At 70.8% G+C, this 13,802-nt stretch carries 13 protein-coding genes and 1 riboswitch; of the genes, 4 read left to right on the forward strand and 9 right to left on the reverse strand.

Annotated features, from left to right (window positions below):
* Positions 1-60: 60 nt before the first annotated feature.
* Both ACFY9V_RS20940 and ACFY9V_RS20945 read left to right on the forward strand, forming a co-directional pair.
* On the forward strand, positions 61-1,692 hold the full coding sequence (locus ACFY9V_RS20940) for an AlkA N-terminal domain-containing protein (RefSeq protein ID WP_391162345.1): 1,632 nt from the start codon (positions 61-63) through the stop codon (positions 1,690-1,692).
* The gene (locus ACFY9V_RS20945; protein ID WP_355337888.1) at positions 1,689-2,216 is read left to right on the forward strand and encodes a methylated-DNA--[protein]-cysteine S-methyltransferase; all 528 of its coding nucleotides are present in this window, start codon (positions 1,689-1,691) and stop codon (positions 2,214-2,216) included. Before ACFY9V_RS20940 ends, ACFY9V_RS20945 begins: the two co-directional genes overlap by 4 nt.
* A gap of 99 nt (positions 2,217-2,315) precedes the next feature.
* Here ACFY9V_RS20945 and ACFY9V_RS20950 read toward each other — a convergent pair whose 3' ends face one another.
* The 4 genes from ACFY9V_RS20950 to ribA all read right to left on the reverse strand — a co-directional run bounded on the left by ACFY9V_RS20950 (position 2,316) and on the right by ribA (position 9,122).
* Positions 2,316-5,123, reverse strand: a complete 2,808-nt coding sequence (locus tag ACFY9V_RS20950) for a YfhO family protein (protein ID WP_391162347.1) — start codon at positions 5,121-5,123, stop codon at positions 2,316-2,318.
* 210 nt (positions 5,124-5,333) lie between these two features.
* On the reverse strand, positions 5,334-7,568 hold the full coding sequence (locus ACFY9V_RS20955; RefSeq protein WP_391162349.1) for an MMPL family transporter: 2,235 nt from the start codon (positions 7,566-7,568) through the stop codon (positions 5,334-5,336).
* Between the two features lie 196 nt (positions 7,569-7,764).
* Positions 7,765-8,361 carry a TetR/AcrR family transcriptional regulator gene (locus ACFY9V_RS20960; RefSeq protein ID WP_188282412.1) on the reverse strand — a complete coding sequence of 199 codons (597 nt, stop codon included), beginning with the start codon at positions 8,359-8,361 and terminating at the stop codon, positions 7,765-7,767.
* Between the two features lie 182 nt (positions 8,362-8,543).
* Complete coding sequence (gene ribA, locus ACFY9V_RS20965; RefSeq protein WP_391162563.1) at positions 8,544-9,122, reverse strand: GTP cyclohydrolase II RibA; 579 nt, start codon at positions 9,120-9,122, stop codon at positions 8,544-8,546.
* Here ribA and ACFY9V_RS20970 point away from each other — a divergent pair.
* The gene (locus ACFY9V_RS20970) at positions 9,073-9,240 is read left to right on the forward strand and encodes a hypothetical protein (RefSeq protein WP_391162576.1); all 168 of its coding nucleotides are present in this window, start codon (positions 9,073-9,075) and stop codon (positions 9,238-9,240) included. The two genes, ribA and ACFY9V_RS20970, sit on opposite strands and share 50 nt — an antisense overlap.
* 460 nt (positions 9,241-9,700) lie before the next feature.
* A complete protein-coding gene (locus ACFY9V_RS20975; protein ID WP_391162351.1) occupies positions 9,701-10,063 on the forward strand; it encodes an AEC family transporter in 363 nt (120 codons plus the stop codon).
* Here the strand turns inward: ACFY9V_RS20975 and ACFY9V_RS20980 are convergent.
* The 5 genes from ACFY9V_RS20980 to ACFY9V_RS21000 form a co-directional block, all read right to left on the reverse strand.
* Positions 10,048-10,677 (reverse strand): dihydrofolate reductase family protein, encoded by a 630-nt coding sequence (locus ACFY9V_RS20980; protein ID WP_391162353.1) that lies wholly within the window; start codon positions 10,675-10,677, stop codon positions 10,048-10,050. The genes ACFY9V_RS20975 and ACFY9V_RS20980 overlap by 16 nt on opposite strands.
* A gap of 108 nt (positions 10,678-10,785) precedes the next feature.
* Positions 10,786-11,616, reverse strand: coding sequence for a bifunctional 5,10-methylenetetrahydrofolate dehydrogenase/5,10-methenyltetrahydrofolate cyclohydrolase (locus ACFY9V_RS20985; RefSeq protein WP_355338087.1), 831 nt, complete (start codon positions 11,614-11,616; stop codon positions 10,786-10,788).
* Between the two features lie 49 nt (positions 11,617-11,665).
* Positions 11,666-11,752: riboswitch (ZMP/ZTP riboswitch) on the reverse strand.
* 296 nt (positions 11,753-12,048) lie between these two features.
* Complete coding sequence (locus ACFY9V_RS20990) at positions 12,049-12,726, reverse strand: DUF4253 domain-containing protein (protein WP_391162355.1); 678 nt, start codon at positions 12,724-12,726, stop codon at positions 12,049-12,051.
* 98 nt (positions 12,727-12,824) lie between these two features.
* Entirely contained in the window at positions 12,825-13,229 is a 405-nt protein-coding gene (locus tag ACFY9V_RS20995; protein WP_391162357.1) for a hypothetical protein, read from the reverse strand.
* A gap of 41 nt (positions 13,230-13,270) precedes the next feature.
* Complete coding sequence (locus ACFY9V_RS21000; protein WP_391162359.1) at positions 13,271-13,696, reverse strand: DUF4259 domain-containing protein; 426 nt, start codon at positions 13,694-13,696, stop codon at positions 13,271-13,273.
* Positions 13,697-13,802 lie beyond the last annotated feature (106 nt).

A 13,802-nucleotide genomic window follows, 5' to 3' on the forward strand; every position in this document is an offset into this window, starting at 1 on the left:
TCGACGTCCATGTCGGATTTCCGCCAGACCGGAAGCCTGACGACGGGCGATGCTGGTGGGGTGGACACGGATACGGACAGGGATACGGACAGGGCTACGGCTACGGCTGGGGCTGCGGCTGCGGCTGCGGGCAGGGCCGCGAGCGGGAACGCCGCCGGGGGAACGGTCCGGGACTCCGGGTCGGCCGCGGCCGTCCCGGACTTCGACACCTGCGTACGCGCCGTCCGGTCGAAGGACGCCCGCTTCGACGGATGGTTCTACACCGCGGTGCGGACCACCGGCATCTACTGCCGCCCGAGCTGCCCCGTGGTGCCGCCGAAGGCCGAGAACATGACCTTCCACCCGAGCGCCGCCGCCGCGCAGCAGGCCGGTTTCCGGGCCTGCAAGCGGTGCCGCCCGGACGCCAGCCCCGGCTCGCCGCAGTGGAACGAGCGGGCCGACCTGGTGGCGCGCGCGATGCGGCTGATCGCCGACGGGGTGGTGGACCGCGACGGGGTGCCGGGCCTCGCGGCGCGGCTCGGCTACAGCGCCCGGCAGGTCGAGCGGCAGCTGCTGGCGGAGCTGGGCGCCGGGCCGCTGGCCCTGGCGCGTGCCCAGCGCGCGCAGACCGCGCGGCTGCTGATCGAGACGAGCGCGATGCCGATGGGCGAAGTGGCCTTCGCGGCGGGCTTCGCCAGCATCCGCGCCTTCAACGACACCGTGCGCGAGGTCTTCGCGCTGTCGCCGAGCGAGCTGCGGGCGCGGGTCGCCAAGGGGCGTCCGGCCGCGGGGACCGGCACCTTGTCACTGCGGCTGCCGTTCCGCCGCCCGCTCACCCCGGACAATCTCTTCGGGCACCTGGCCGCGACCGCGGTACCGGGCGTCGAGGAGTGGCGGGCGGGCGCGTACCGGCGCACGCTGCGGCTGCCGCACGGCACCGGGATCGTGGCGCTGCGGCCCCAACCCGACCACATCGCCTGCCAGTTGTGGCTCACCGACTGGCGTGACCTGGCGCAGGCGATCAGCCGCTGCCGCCGGTTGCTCGACTTGGACGCGGACCCGCAAGCGGTGGACGCGCTGCTGTCCGCGGACCCGGTGCTCGCGCCGCTGGTGGCGAAGGCGCCGGGGCGGCGGGTGCCGCGAGTCACGGACGGGCCGGAGTTCGCGGTCCGCGCCGTCCTCGGGCAGCAGATCTCGACGGCGGCGGCCCGTACGCACGCCGCCCGTCTGGTGCTCGCGCACGGCGAGCCGGTCACCGACCCCGGCGGCGGCCTCACCCACCTCTTCCCCGCTCCCGCCGCGCTCGCCGGACTCGACCCCGCCGCCCTCGCGATGCCGCAGACCCGCAGGAACACCCTCGCCGCGCTCGTACGGGCCCTGGAGAGCGGCGAGTTGGACCTCGACGTCGGCAGCGACTGGATACGGACCCGCGCCCAGCTCTCGGCGCTGCCCGGATTCGGGCCGTGGACGGTCGAGACGATCGCGATGCGGGCGCTCGGCGACCCCGACGCCTTCCTGGCCACCGACCTCGGCGTGCGGTACGCCGCCCGCGACCTCGGCCTGCCGACGACTCCGGCGGCGCTGGTACGGCACTCCGCCGCCTGGTCGCCGTGGCGGGCCTACGCCACGCAGTACTTGTGGGCGACGGGTGACCACCCGATCAACGTCCTGCCCCCCAACACCAGCGATGAGAAAGGGACTTCACCCTCATGACCGCCACCCGCCCCGCCCCCTCGGCGGAGCACCCGGTCCACACCGTCGTGGACAGCCCCTGCGGCGAACTGACCCTCGTCGCCCGCGGCTGCGCCCTCACCGGCCTCTACATGACCGAGCAGCGGCACCGCCCCGCGCAGGAGACCTTCGGCCCGCGCGGCGACAGCCCCGTCTTCGCCGCCGCCCGCGCCCAGCTCGACGCCTACTTCGCGGGCGAACTCACCCGCTTCGACCTGCCGTTGGCGATGTCGGGCACGCCCTTCCAGCAGCGCGTCTGGTCGGCGCTGCGCGACATCCCGTACGGCGAGACCGTCTCGTACGGCGAACTCGCCGCGATCCTCGGCCATCCCACCGCCTCCCGCGCGGTGGGCCTGGCCAACGGCAGGAATCCGATCGGCGTCATCGTGCCGTGCCATCGCGTCGTCGGCGCGGGCGGCGACCTGACGGGCTACGGCGGCGGGCTGCCGCGCAAGCGGTGGCTGCTGGCGATGGAGAACGGCGTCCAGCAGCCGGTGCTGCTCTGAGGCGCGGGAGCCGCCGGTGCCGCTCTGAGGCGCGGGAGCCTCCGGTGCCGCTCTGAGGTGCGGGAGCCTCCGGTGCCGCTCTGAGGTGCGGGAGCCGCCTCAGCTCTCGACCAGCGCCGCGGGCACCGGCCGTACCGGTTCGCTGTCGCCGTCCTCCTCGGGGCGGCGGCGCCCGCGCCACCAGCCGAACGCCGCGAGGGCCGCGACGCCGAGCAGTGAGGCGCCGCCGATCGCCTCGCCGAGGTGCAGGCCGGGCGGGGTGAAGGAGCAGGAGACCGAGGTGGCGCCCGCGGTGACGGGCACGGAGATCAGCCCGAGGTAGGAGCGCGCGGGGTGCCTGGAGCCGTTGTCGGTGGCGCAGCTCCAGCCCGTGATGGCCGGGGCCGCGACGACCGCGAATCCGTGCGCGCCTGAGGGGAGTTGGGCGCTGATGCCGTCGTCGGTCACCTGGACGCGGGTGGCGGCGCCCGCCGCCAGCTTCCGCTCGGCGGCGGCGAGCCTGCCCCGGTCGAGGCAGCCGACGCCGTCCGAGGAGAGGGTGCCGGGTTCCAGGGCCCGTACCTTCAGGGCGAACTTCCCGCCGCCGCGCGGCACTTCGCCCAGGCGCTCGACGGCGGCGCGGTGGGTGGGCATCCGGCCGAGGAAGTCGACCGGCGCGGCGCCCGGGAGCGTGACCTGACCCTTGAAGTCCGGTGACCAGAAGTACACTTCGCTGCCCGCGGGGCAGGACGTCCGCAGCGAGTACGTACTGGTCCGCGGATGCCGCACGTACCCGGTGACCCGGTACCCCTTCGGGGTGCGCGGCATCAACCGGCCCTTGCTGTCGCGCAGTTCGGCGCTGGTCGGGGTGTAGACGGCGGAGCCGAGCAGCAACTCCTGGTTCCGGTACGGCGAGAGGCCGTAGCGCCCTGCCGGTGCGGCGTCGCGCATCGTCACCAGCGGCGGCACCTCCTGCCGGGTGACGGTCGGCGGCACGTTCGGCGGCGGGTTCACATGCACCTGGTGCGGGTCGCGGCGCGAGTGGACGCGCGCGCCGACCGAGAAGATGACGTCGGTGACGGGGTTGTCGAGGCTCTGCAACGACCGGCCGCGCGAGGTCCAGCCGCCGCCGAGCGCCATCAGGGTCTTCGTCCACACATCGGCGGTGAGGCTGCTGTAGTACTGCGCGCCCTGGCCGTCGACCATCAACGGGTCGTTGCCGACGGTCTGTTCGCGTCCGGGATCGGTGCGGTAGTCCGGCCAGCCGTCGGCCTTCGCGACGGCGTCGTACTGGTACGTCTCGCGCTGGCCCCACTGCCCGTAATCGTCCATGGTCGCCAGCCGCTTCCTGACGTCCCAGGCGTTGGTGAACGCCGACTGCCCGATCTGGGCGCCGATCAGCAGCGTGGCGGCCAGCACCACGGGCAGCGTGGCGGGCGCGGAAGCCTTGGCGGGCGCGGAAGCCCCGGTGGCCGCGGTAGCCCCGGTGGGCGCGGCACCGCCTTGCGACCGTTCCGCCGCCCAGCGCAGCAGCAACAGGGCGCCGATCGTGACCACCAGGCCGAGCGCGAGCAGCGGATACGTGCCCTGCCCGGTGACGCCCTTCTCCGCACCGAAGCGCGTGACGGCCACCAGCGCCGCCATCACGCCCGTGGCCCACGCGAGTTGACGCCGGCCGGGCAGACCGTGCGCGAAGGCGAACCACCCGGCGATCACCATCATCCCGCTGAGCACGAACGTCTCGCGGTACGCGCTGCCGTTGGGCGTGGTGAAGGCGTGCCACAGCAGATGCGTCGGCTTCCACTGGAACGACGCGGTGACCACCAGCACCAGCACCGTCCACACCGTGCGCGTGCGGCGCGGCACCGCCGGGTGGAAGGGCAGCGCGAAGGCCAGCAGCAGCGCCGCGGTGTCGATGTACGTGGACGGCGTCGTGAAGCCGTACGTGCCGGGGAGCATCCGGCCGAGCAGGTCCGACCACGGCTTGGGCTCGAACTCCTGCACCAGGCCGGGGTAGGCGAGCTTCGTCCCCTTGAAGATGGTCAGCACCAGCGGCGCGGACAGGCCGATGCCGAGCACCATGCTGCGCGCGGCCCTGCCGAGCGCGCGCAGCCACTCGCGCGGCTCACGCGTACCGCCGGGGCCGCCGACGCCCGGTGCGGTCCCGTCCTGTGCGGTCCCGTCCTGTGCGGTCCGGTCCGGCGCGGTCGTGTCACCGCGGTCGGGCTCGGTCAGCAGCCGGGCGATGAGGACGAGCCCGGCGCCGATCGTCGCCATATACGCGGTGTAGAAATTCGCGATCCAGCACAGGGCGACCACGAGGACGCTCAGATACGGCCGCCGCGCGGTCCGCGCCCACTCCCCCACCAGGCACAGCAGCGGGAACGCGATCAGGCCGTCCAGCCACATCGGGTTGTACGACGCGAGCATCACCGTCCAGCCGCACAGCGCGTACGACGCGCCGAGCGCGCCCGCCGCCCACCAGCGGCCTGGGCGCAGCGCCAGCAGCAGTACGGCCATCGCCGCGGCGGCGGCGCCGATCTTCAGCACGGTCACGGCGTAGACGGCGAGGTCGATCCGGTCGCGCGGGAAGAAGGCGACCAGCAGCGCGAAGGGGCTGGAGACATACGTGCCGAGGTCCGGCAGGAAGCTGCTGCCGTAGCCGGACTGCCAGTTGAGCAGGAGCCCGCCGTCGGCCCTGCCGTGCAGCAGGTCCCACAGGTGCGCGTGGTACGGGACGAACTGGTTGCCCAGGTCATTGACGCTGCGCGTGCGCGAGCCGAACGGGTAGCTGCCCGCGACCGCGTCACCGATACAGAAGGCGACCGCCGCGACGCCCGCGGCGAGCAGCGCCGCTCGTGTGCGCGCGGCGAGGAACCAGGACCTCACGCGCCCGACGGCTTCCGGAGGGACTTCTTGAGGTGCCATCGGTTCCCCCGGTACGCATGTTCTGTGAATGTCGCCAGATATTAGGCATCCCCGACAGACAGGAACGCGACATTCCACCGACTCCGAGGTGAACGTCAAACACCCGCCCGGTGCCCGAAGGCAACCGGACGGGTGGAGGATCACACAACGGACGGCGTCACCTGGTGCCGCGTCCGACTGGACGAAGCCACAACCGACGGCGTCACATGATCAGACGCGTACGGGTTCGTGCTCCTCCTCCGAAGCACCGGTCCCCGAGGCGCCGCCGCCGGTAGTCACCGTGTCACCGAGGCTCTTGCGGAGCTGCTCACCCTCGACGTCCACATTGGGCAGCGCGCGGTCGAGCCAGCGCGGCAGCCACCAGGCGGAGCGCCCGAGCAGCGCCAGCACGGCGGGGACGATGGTCATACGAACGATGAACGCGTCGAAGGCGACCGCGATCGCGAGGCCGAAGCCCATCATCTTGATCATCGACTCGGAGGAGCCGATGAAGCCCGCGAAGACGCTGATCATGATGACCGCCGCGGCGGACACCACCCGCGCACCGTGGTTGAAGCCGGTGACGACGGCCTGGCTCGGCGACTCCCCGTGGACGTACGCCTCCCGCATCCGGGTGACGAGGAAGACCTCGTAGTCCATCGCGAGACCGAACACCACACCGATCATGAAGATCGGCATCATGCTCATGATCGGCCCGGTCTGCTCCACGCCCATCAGGCCGGACAGCCAGCCCCACTGGAAGACCGCCACGACCGCGCCCAGTGCCGCGAGCACCGACAGCAGGAAGCCGAGCGCCGCCTTGAGCGGCACCAGCACCGACCGGAACACGAGCATCAGCAGCAGGAACGCCAGACCGACGACCAGCGCCAGATACGGCACCAGCGCGTCGTTCAGCTTCTGCGACACGTCGATGTTCATCGCCGTGGTGCCGGTGACCAGGACGTGCGCGCCGGTCGTACCGGTGAACTCACCCTGATGCCCGCGGATCGCGTGCACCAGGTCCTCGGTCTGCGCGCTGCTCGGCTTGGAGTCCGGCACCACCGAAAGGGTGGCCGTGTCGCCCTTGGTGTTGAAGGCGGGCGAGTTGACCGTCTTCACATCGGGGAAGCCGGTGATGGTCGTCTTGATCCGGTCGACCGCCGCCTTCGGGTCGTCGCTCGCCGCGGCGTCGACCACCACCATCAGCGGCCCGTTGAAGCCCGGCCCGTAACCGTCGGACAGCAGGTCGTACGCCTTGCGCTGGGTCGTGCTGACCGGCTGCGAACCGTCGTCGGGCAGGCCCAGTTGCATGCTCGTCATCGGGATCGCGGCCAGGCCCAGCGCCACGACGCCCGCGACCAGGATCGGCACCCGGCGGCGTACCACCATGCGCGCCCAGCGGGTGCCCATGTTCGGCTTGCCGGTGTCGACCGCGCGCCCCTTGCGGACCTTGCGGCTGAGCGCCTTCGGTCCCGCGAAGCCGAGCAGCGCGGGAATCAGGGTGAGCGCGATCAGTACGGCGATGGCGACGGTGGCCGCCGCGGCCAGCCCCATCTTGGTCAGCATCGGGATGTTGACCACGGCCAGGCCCGCCAGCGCGATCAGCACGGTCAGACCGGCGAAGACCACCGCGGAGCCCGCCGTGCCGACCGCCCGGCCGGCCGCGTCCTCACCCTCTCGGCCCTCCATCAGCTCATGCCGGTGCCGCGACACGATGAACAGCGCGTAGTCGATACCGACCGCCAGTCCGATCATCGACGCGAGCGTGGACGACGTGCTGGACAGACCGAGCGTGCTGGCCAGCGCGGTGATCGACGCGATACCGATACCCACACCCATGATCGCGGTCAGCAGCGGGAGCCCCGCCGCGACCAGCGAACTGAACGTGATCAGCAGCACGACCGCCGCGATGCCGACACCGATGATCTCGCTGTTCCCGGTCTCCACCGACGCCTGGAGCGCCGTACCGCCGGTCTCCACCGTCAGCCCGGCGTCCCTGCCGTGCTGCGCCGCGTCCTCCAGCGCCGTGTGCGTGGCGTCGGTGATGTCGGAGGACTTGGCCGTGTAACTGACCGACGCGTAAGCGGTGGTGCCGTCCTTGCTGATCGCGTCACCGCCGGCGGCGAACGGATCGGCGACCGTCGCCTTCTGCGGTGTGCTCTTCAGCTCGTCGACGACCTTCTCGACCGCCGCCTTGTTCGGTCCCGCGGTGATCTTCTGACCGTCGGGTGCCTGGAAGACCATGCGCGCGCTCGCGCCGTCGGCGTTCGTGCCGGGGAAACGCTCATGCAGCAGGTCGAACGCCTGCTGCGCCTCGGTGCCGGGCACCGTGAAGTTGTCGCTCGGCGCGGACGGCGCGGTCGCCGCGCCGACACCGGCGAGCGCCAGCAGCGCCACCCATATCAGTACGACGAACCGCCGTCGCCGGAAAGCGAGCCGGCCCAGCTTGTAGAGGAATGTGGCCATGGGGGCATGGGCTCCCGTCAGGAGGATGGAAATGTGGGCGTGAGGAACCAGCCCGACGACGAGAGCGGCGTGTCAGGTGGAGCGGTGGTGCGGGGAATGTCGTGCTGAGGAAGTCGTGCTGAGTCGCGCCGGGGCGCCGAGTCGTGCTGAGGGGCGCGGGGAAAGGTCAGATCACATCAGTGGTCACTGCGCTTCGTCACGACAGACGCAGGGCGGGGACGACCACCGCGTCGATGTATCTGTGTGAGAAGTCGGGGTCGGGGTCGAGACCTTCGATGATGGGCCGCGCCAATGCGGCCCCGAACAGCAGGTGCGGGACGAAGTCGCGTGCCGGATTGTCGGCGGCCAGCTCACCGCGGTCCACGGCGCGCTGCACAAGAGCCCGGAAGCTGACCAGCTCCGGCTCGATGAGCAGCTCCCGCAGGGCGCGGAACAGGTCCTCGTTCCTGAAGGCCGCGTGGGCGAGCCCGCGCATGAGTTCCTGGTCCCGCTTGGTCTCGTCCTGGTCGTGACAGCGGATGAGTTCGTGCAGGTCACCGCTGAGCGAGCCCGTATCGATGTCCGCCGTGGACACCGACTTGGAGTGCCGCAGCGCGGTGGCCACGAGTTCCGGCTTGCCCTTCCACTGGCGGTAGAGGGTCGCCTTGCTGGAACGCGTACGGGACGCGACCGCGTCCATCGTCAGCGCCTCGTAGCCGACCTCACGCAGCAGCTCGACCACCGCCGCGTAGAGCTCGTGCTCGCGCTCGGGGGTCAGGCGCGTACGACGCGTGGCGGAAACCTCAGCCGTCATGTCGCCCTGCCCTCCGAGTCGAAACGATGTCGTACACATAACCATAGACGGCCCGCGATCGAAACGCCACCGTTTCGATCGTGGGTCGAATCACGTTCACGACGCTCAACCGTGCCCGCGCCCTCGCGCGTACGGATCCGCACCGCCCAGGCGCGGCGCCGCGGTCGACGTCGCGTCCCGGCTCAGGCGGGAAGCGCCAGCGTGTGACCGGTGTGCTCGACCTTCGCCCGCAGGTAGCTGACATTCGCCGCCGACACGTGGACGGCGGTCGGAATCTGCTCGACCACGGCCGTCCCGAGCGCGGTGAGCTGCCGCGCCTTGTCCGGGTTGTTGCTCAGCAGCCGTATGCCGTCGACCCCGAGCGCCGCCAGCATCTGGGCCGCCGCGGTGTAGTCCCGCTCGTCCTCGCCGCGCCCGAGCGCGCGATTCGCCTCGTACGTGTCGAGGCCGTCGTCCTGGAGCGCGTACGCGTCGAGCTTCGCGTACAGACCGATCCCCCGGCCCTCCTGCCGCAGATACAGCAGATACCCGCCGGTCTCCGCGATCCGCTCGACCGCCTCGCGCAACTGCGGCCCGCAGTCGCACCGCTGCGACCCGAACACGTCCCCCGTCAGGCACTCCGAATGCGGTCTGACCAACGGCGACTCGGCGCCCTCGTAGTCCCCGAGGCCCAGCGCCAAGTGCTCCTTGCCGTCCACCAGACCGGTGAACGTGAACACGTCCGCCGTCGTCCCCCACCCGTCCGAGAACCGCAGCGGCACCCGCACCTTCGTCCGTATCCCGGCGGCCGGCAGCGGATTCTCCCCGCCCCGCGCCGCGTTGACCGCCGTGCCCGACGCACTGGTCGACACCTTCGACGCCATGCTGACCCCCTCATAAGATCTTGAAACATCAAGCTCTTTCGGCGGTCGGATTATTTCCCCCACCCCAAGATGTGACCCAGGCCACACGTATGAGTCGCCGTCCCCGCTCCCTCCTCGACCCGCCCGATACGGCCGCCCCCGGGTCCGCCACGCGCACTGACCGTCAGCCGCAAGCTGTTCCGGCACCGCCAGGCCGACCAGGCGATCGGCGCGATGTGCGCGTCCTACGTCAACTCCGCCAACCTCGGCATCCCGGTCGCCGTCCACGTCCTGCACGACACGTCCTTCATCGTGGCCGCCGCGCTCTTCCAGATGCTCTTCGTCACCCCGCTGATCCTCGTCCTGATCGACCTCGACACCCTCCGCGGCGTCGGCGCGCTGTGGCGGCGCATGCTCCGACTCCCCTTCCGCAACCCGGTGATCGCCGCCTCCGCCACGGCCCTGGCGGCGGCCGCCACCGGACTGCCCCTGCCGAAGTGGTCTCCCCCGTCCAACTGCTCGGCGGCGCGGGCGTTCCCTCCGCGCTCTTCGCCCTCGGCATGTCGCTGCACGCCCGTTCCCGCCCCACCCCGGCCGCGCGCACCGAACGCCGCCTGCTGGCCAGCCTCAAGACCGTCGTCCGCCCCCTCCTGGCCTATCTGCTGGCCCGCTACGCCTTCGCCCTCTCCGGCCACGCCCTCTTCGCCGTCGTCCTGTGCGCCGGACTTCCCACCGCGCAGAACGCCTTCATCTTCGCCTCCGAATACCGGCTCCCCACCGACCTCCCCCGCGACACCGTCCTGCTCACCACCCTGCTCTCGATGGTCACCCTCACCCTGATCGCCTACGCGCTCGGCTGACCCCCGCCCCCACCGGCGGACGGCGTCACCGGCTGCCCCACCTCGTACGTGAGATAGGCGAATTGGCCGACCCGCTCCACGTCCGTCAACCGCAGCCGCCCCCCGTCCAGCCGTCTGGGCAGCAGCGGCGCCCCCGCTCCCAGCGTCACCGGCGCGACGCCGAGGATGATGTCGTCCAACAGCCCGGCGTCGGCGAAGTTCCCGACCAACTCGCCGCCGCCGAGCAGCCACACGTTCTCCCCGTAGCCGCGGCTGCCACCGCTCCCCTCTCGCGCCGCGGCCACCATCTCCGCGTGCACCGGCCGTACGTCGCCCTGGACGAAGCGGATGTCCGCCCCCGGCACGGCGGGCAGATCGTCCCGGTGCGTGAAGACCCAGCACGGCCGGTCCCCGTACCAGCGCCGCCACTCCTCCGGCCGGTCCACCACCTTCTCGTGCTCCAGCACCCAGCGGTACGTCGTCGCACCCATCGCCAGCACCCCGACGCCCGCCATGAAGCGCTCGAACGGCTCTCCGGGTTCGGTGTCCACCTCGAAGAGCCAGTCGAGCGAATTCGCCTCATCGGCGAGGAATCCGTCGAGCGTGGTCGCTGTGTAGTACTGAGTCCTGGTCACGGTCACAGCCTGCCACCCACCACTGACAATTGCCCCTCAAGCGGACATCGGCGCAGGTCGGCCGCGCTCAACACCGCGGCAACGGCGGCCCGTCCCGGTCCCGGGCCCTTACACCCCGAGCTGGCGTGCGGCGGCGTCCACCGTCTGCGCCAGCAGCACGGCGATCGTCATCGGCCCGACCCCGCCCGGCACCGGCGTGATCAGCCGCGCACGACCGCGGGCCGTCTCGAAGTCCACGTCGCCGACATTGCCCGCGTTGTACCCGGCGTCGATCACCACCGCGCCCGGCTTGATGTCCTGACCCCGGATCAGCCGGGCCCGCCCCACCGCCGCCACCACGACGTCCGCCTCCGCGACCACCGCGGCCAGGTCCTCGGTACGCGAGTGGCAGTACGTCACCGTCGCGTCCTTCGCGAGCAGCAGCATCCCGACCGGCTTGCCCAGGATCGCGCTGCGGCCCACCACGACCGCGCGCTTCCCCGCGAGCCCGACCTCGTACTCCTCCAGCAGCCGCATGATGCCGCCCGGCGTGCACGACACGAACCCCGGCAGACCGAAGCTCATCGCGCCGAACGAGCTGACCGTGACGCCGTCGACGTCCTTCTCCGGCGCGATGGCCTCGAACGCCGCCCGCTCGTCGATGTGCGGGCCCACCGGATGCTGCAACAAGATGCCGTGCACCTCGGGGTCGGCCGACAGCGCGCCGAGCGTCTCCACGAGTTCCGCCGTACTGGTCCGCGCGGGAAGCGCCACATGGCGCGACAGGATTCCGGCCTTCGCGCTGCGCGACTGCTTCATCCGCACATACGTCACCGACGCGGGATCCTCACCCACCAGCACCGTCGCCAGGCACGGTGCGAATCCTGTGCGCCGTGCAAGGATCGACGCCTTGGCGGCGGTCTCCCCCATGATGCGCCGGGCCAGACCGGCCCCGTCCATGAGCCGCGCGGTATGTGTCGATGCCACCGTTGCCTCCAGGCGTGTTCAGTCCACTCGCCCAGGCGCACGGCACCGACGTATGCGTCAGGCCGCTCCCCGGTGGTACTCCACCTCAGCGCCAGTCACGGCCCACCCGCACTCTATCCGCCCCCGCCGCCCCCGCCCCGTATCGCCGGTGCCGGGCCGGGACCGCAAGCCGCCCTGAAAAACTCCGCCGCCCTGAACCATCTCGAACGGACCCCGTAAAACGACAGAAATCCCGTCCGATCATGAAGATCGGCGGGATTCCGTCAAACGTTCCCGAAATCGCCCAGGAACGGCCCTGTTGTGGGGTGTTGACGAATACCTCTGATCAGGCACACGTGGCGCCCGTGAAGATCGCTTCCCGCGGCAAGGTTGATCGTTTCCCGCGCAAGGTGTCAGCGAGGGGCCTCAGTCCCACCAGAAGTCCCAGTTGTGGACACCGGTGAGCCGCTCAGCGTACGCGCCCAGTGTGTACGGGCGTCTGCCCTGCCAGATGTTGTCAGGGCAGAAGGCGAAGTGCTCCGCAGCGACCAGGAGGGCGTCCTCCTCAGTTGTGGGTGGGGCTGCGACGCTGAGATGCAGGGTGGAGAAGCCGACAGCGACGACACGGGCGCCGAACCGGTTCTCCCAGTCGCCGACGATCGCGGAGAACTTCGCCGTGTCGTTGTCGTAGTTGGCGGGACCGGACCATCCTGCCGTTGTGAGGGCTTCTGCGCCGGATGCGGCGGTGACCAGCCCGAGACGCGACTTGGGGTGGTCGGAAAGGAACACCTCGGCGTACTCGGCGGCCAGTTGGTCAGCGCTCAACACGGCTTCTCGGCTGGGTGCGCGTCCGGGCCAGCTTTGCTCGAAGGGGGCGGTGACGGCGAGGCGCCGATCGGCCGACAGCATGTCGTCGTCTTCATCGACGGCGGTATACGTCGCCCACCACTTCGCGAGAAGGGCGGTTGGGTCGTGGCCCGTGGCAGCGGACATCTGCTCTGGAAACACCTCGCCCGATCCCCAGGGGCGGAATTCGGCATCCTCGGGGTCGAGCGCGTCCAGCAGCAGGGGCCACTGGCCGGAGCCTCTGTGTTCGGCGTGCATCCGAGCCCACAGCCCGGCTGCGGCCGGCTCGTCGCTGAGCCATAGGGGTTGGGAATCCCCATCGCCTTCACTGGACGTGATCATCCGGCCGGGCGGCATCACTGAGCGGATCCGAGCACACCGTCACGGAACTGTTGGAAGGTGTGCCAGCCCGACGTCTGTCCCGGATTGATCAGGTCCCCTTCGGCGAGATCGAGCACCTTGCACCGCAGAGCCTCTGCAAGGCGGAAGACGGGTGCCAGCACGTCGTCGCCGGAGCCCCGAATGTGAAGCATGATCGAGTCCACCGGGTCTTCTGAGCCGATGCTGAGTTCGATGGACCAAGTGGGGCCGGACAGGTCGCCCCACGTGGGGTCCGAGAGATCAACTTCGGGAACGGCCCGGGTGACAGCCGCGAGCACGTCGCATTGCCGGCCGAGCGGTTCCGACGAGTAGTCGTCGGGAAGCTCGTGCATCGAGGTGACCTCGTCGGGCAAGCGGAGGAGGAGCACATCCCAGCTCATGGTGGCCTTTCAGGCAGGACTCAAGTAGCGGTCGCGGTCGGTCAGATCAGGCTGAACTGCTCTCCAGGAGGCTGTGGCAGGAGCACGTTCTGCAACTGGCGGACGTTCGCGCGCCAGGAGGCGCCACTCGGCTCGGCCCACAGCTCCATCAGATCGGACGGCTCGGTCATGACACGGCCGAGGGCCTGACGTGCCAGATCGCGCAGGCCGGTGAGATCAGGAAGGAGCTCTTCCGGCCCATAAACGGGATCAGCAGGCTCACCCCCGGGACACTGCGCCGCGACGATGGCGGCCGCGGCCACGGCTACCTCTGATTCTGGCGCTTCGTGGTAGTCCACGGTGTCGATCACACGGGTGAGAGCGCCGCGGACGAGGCCCTCGCGTTCGCCTGCGGCAGCCTCGTCAAGGTCGCCACAGAAGTCCGCTGCGGTGTCGTTGTCGAAGGGGCCGACGTCCCAAGTGCCCATAGCTCTCTCCCGATCACGGTGCTGATCGAGGAATCCTGACAGAGGCCACTGACAGCGGCCGCACGGACCGGACCAGCGTGAAAGTACGCCGGGGTCGGGAACGGCT

The sequence above is a fragment of the Streptomyces sp. NPDC008317 genome, from assembly GCF_042955955.1.
Classification (GTDB): Bacteria; Actinomycetota; Actinomycetes; order Streptomycetales; family Streptomycetaceae; genus Actinacidiphila.

Excerpts from the sequence above, each read along its gene's own strand:
- ACFY9V_RS20945 (WP_355337888.1), top strand. The coding sequence starts at position 1,689 with ATGACCGCCACCCGCCCCGCCCCCTCGGCGGAGCACCCGGTCCACACC.
- ACFY9V_RS20950 (WP_391162347.1), bottom strand. The coding sequence starts at position 5,123 with ATGGCACCTCAAGAAGTCCCTCCGGAAGCCGTCGGGCGCGTGAGGTCC.
- ACFY9V_RS20955 (WP_391162349.1), bottom strand. The coding sequence starts at position 7,568 with ATGGCCACATTCCTCTACAAGCTGGGCCGGCTCGCTTTCCGGCGACGG.
- ACFY9V_RS20960 (WP_188282412.1), bottom strand. The coding sequence starts at position 8,361 with ATGACGGCTGAGGTTTCCGCCACGCGTCGTACGCGCCTGACCCCCGAG.
- ACFY9V_RS20985 (WP_355338087.1), bottom strand. The coding sequence starts at position 11,616 with ATGGACGGGGCCGGTCTGGCCCGGCGCATCATGGGGGAGACCGCCGCC.
- ACFY9V_RS20990 (WP_391162355.1), bottom strand. The coding sequence starts at position 12,726 with ATGCACGCCGAACACAGAGGCTCCGGCCAGTGGCCCCTGCTGCTGGAC.
- ACFY9V_RS20995 (WP_391162357.1), bottom strand. The coding sequence starts at position 13,229 with ATGAGCTGGGATGTGCTCCTCCTCCGCTTGCCCGACGAGGTCACCTCG.
- ACFY9V_RS21000 (WP_391162359.1), bottom strand. The coding sequence starts at position 13,696 with ATGGGCACTTGGGACGTCGGCCCCTTCGACAACGACACCGCAGCGGAC.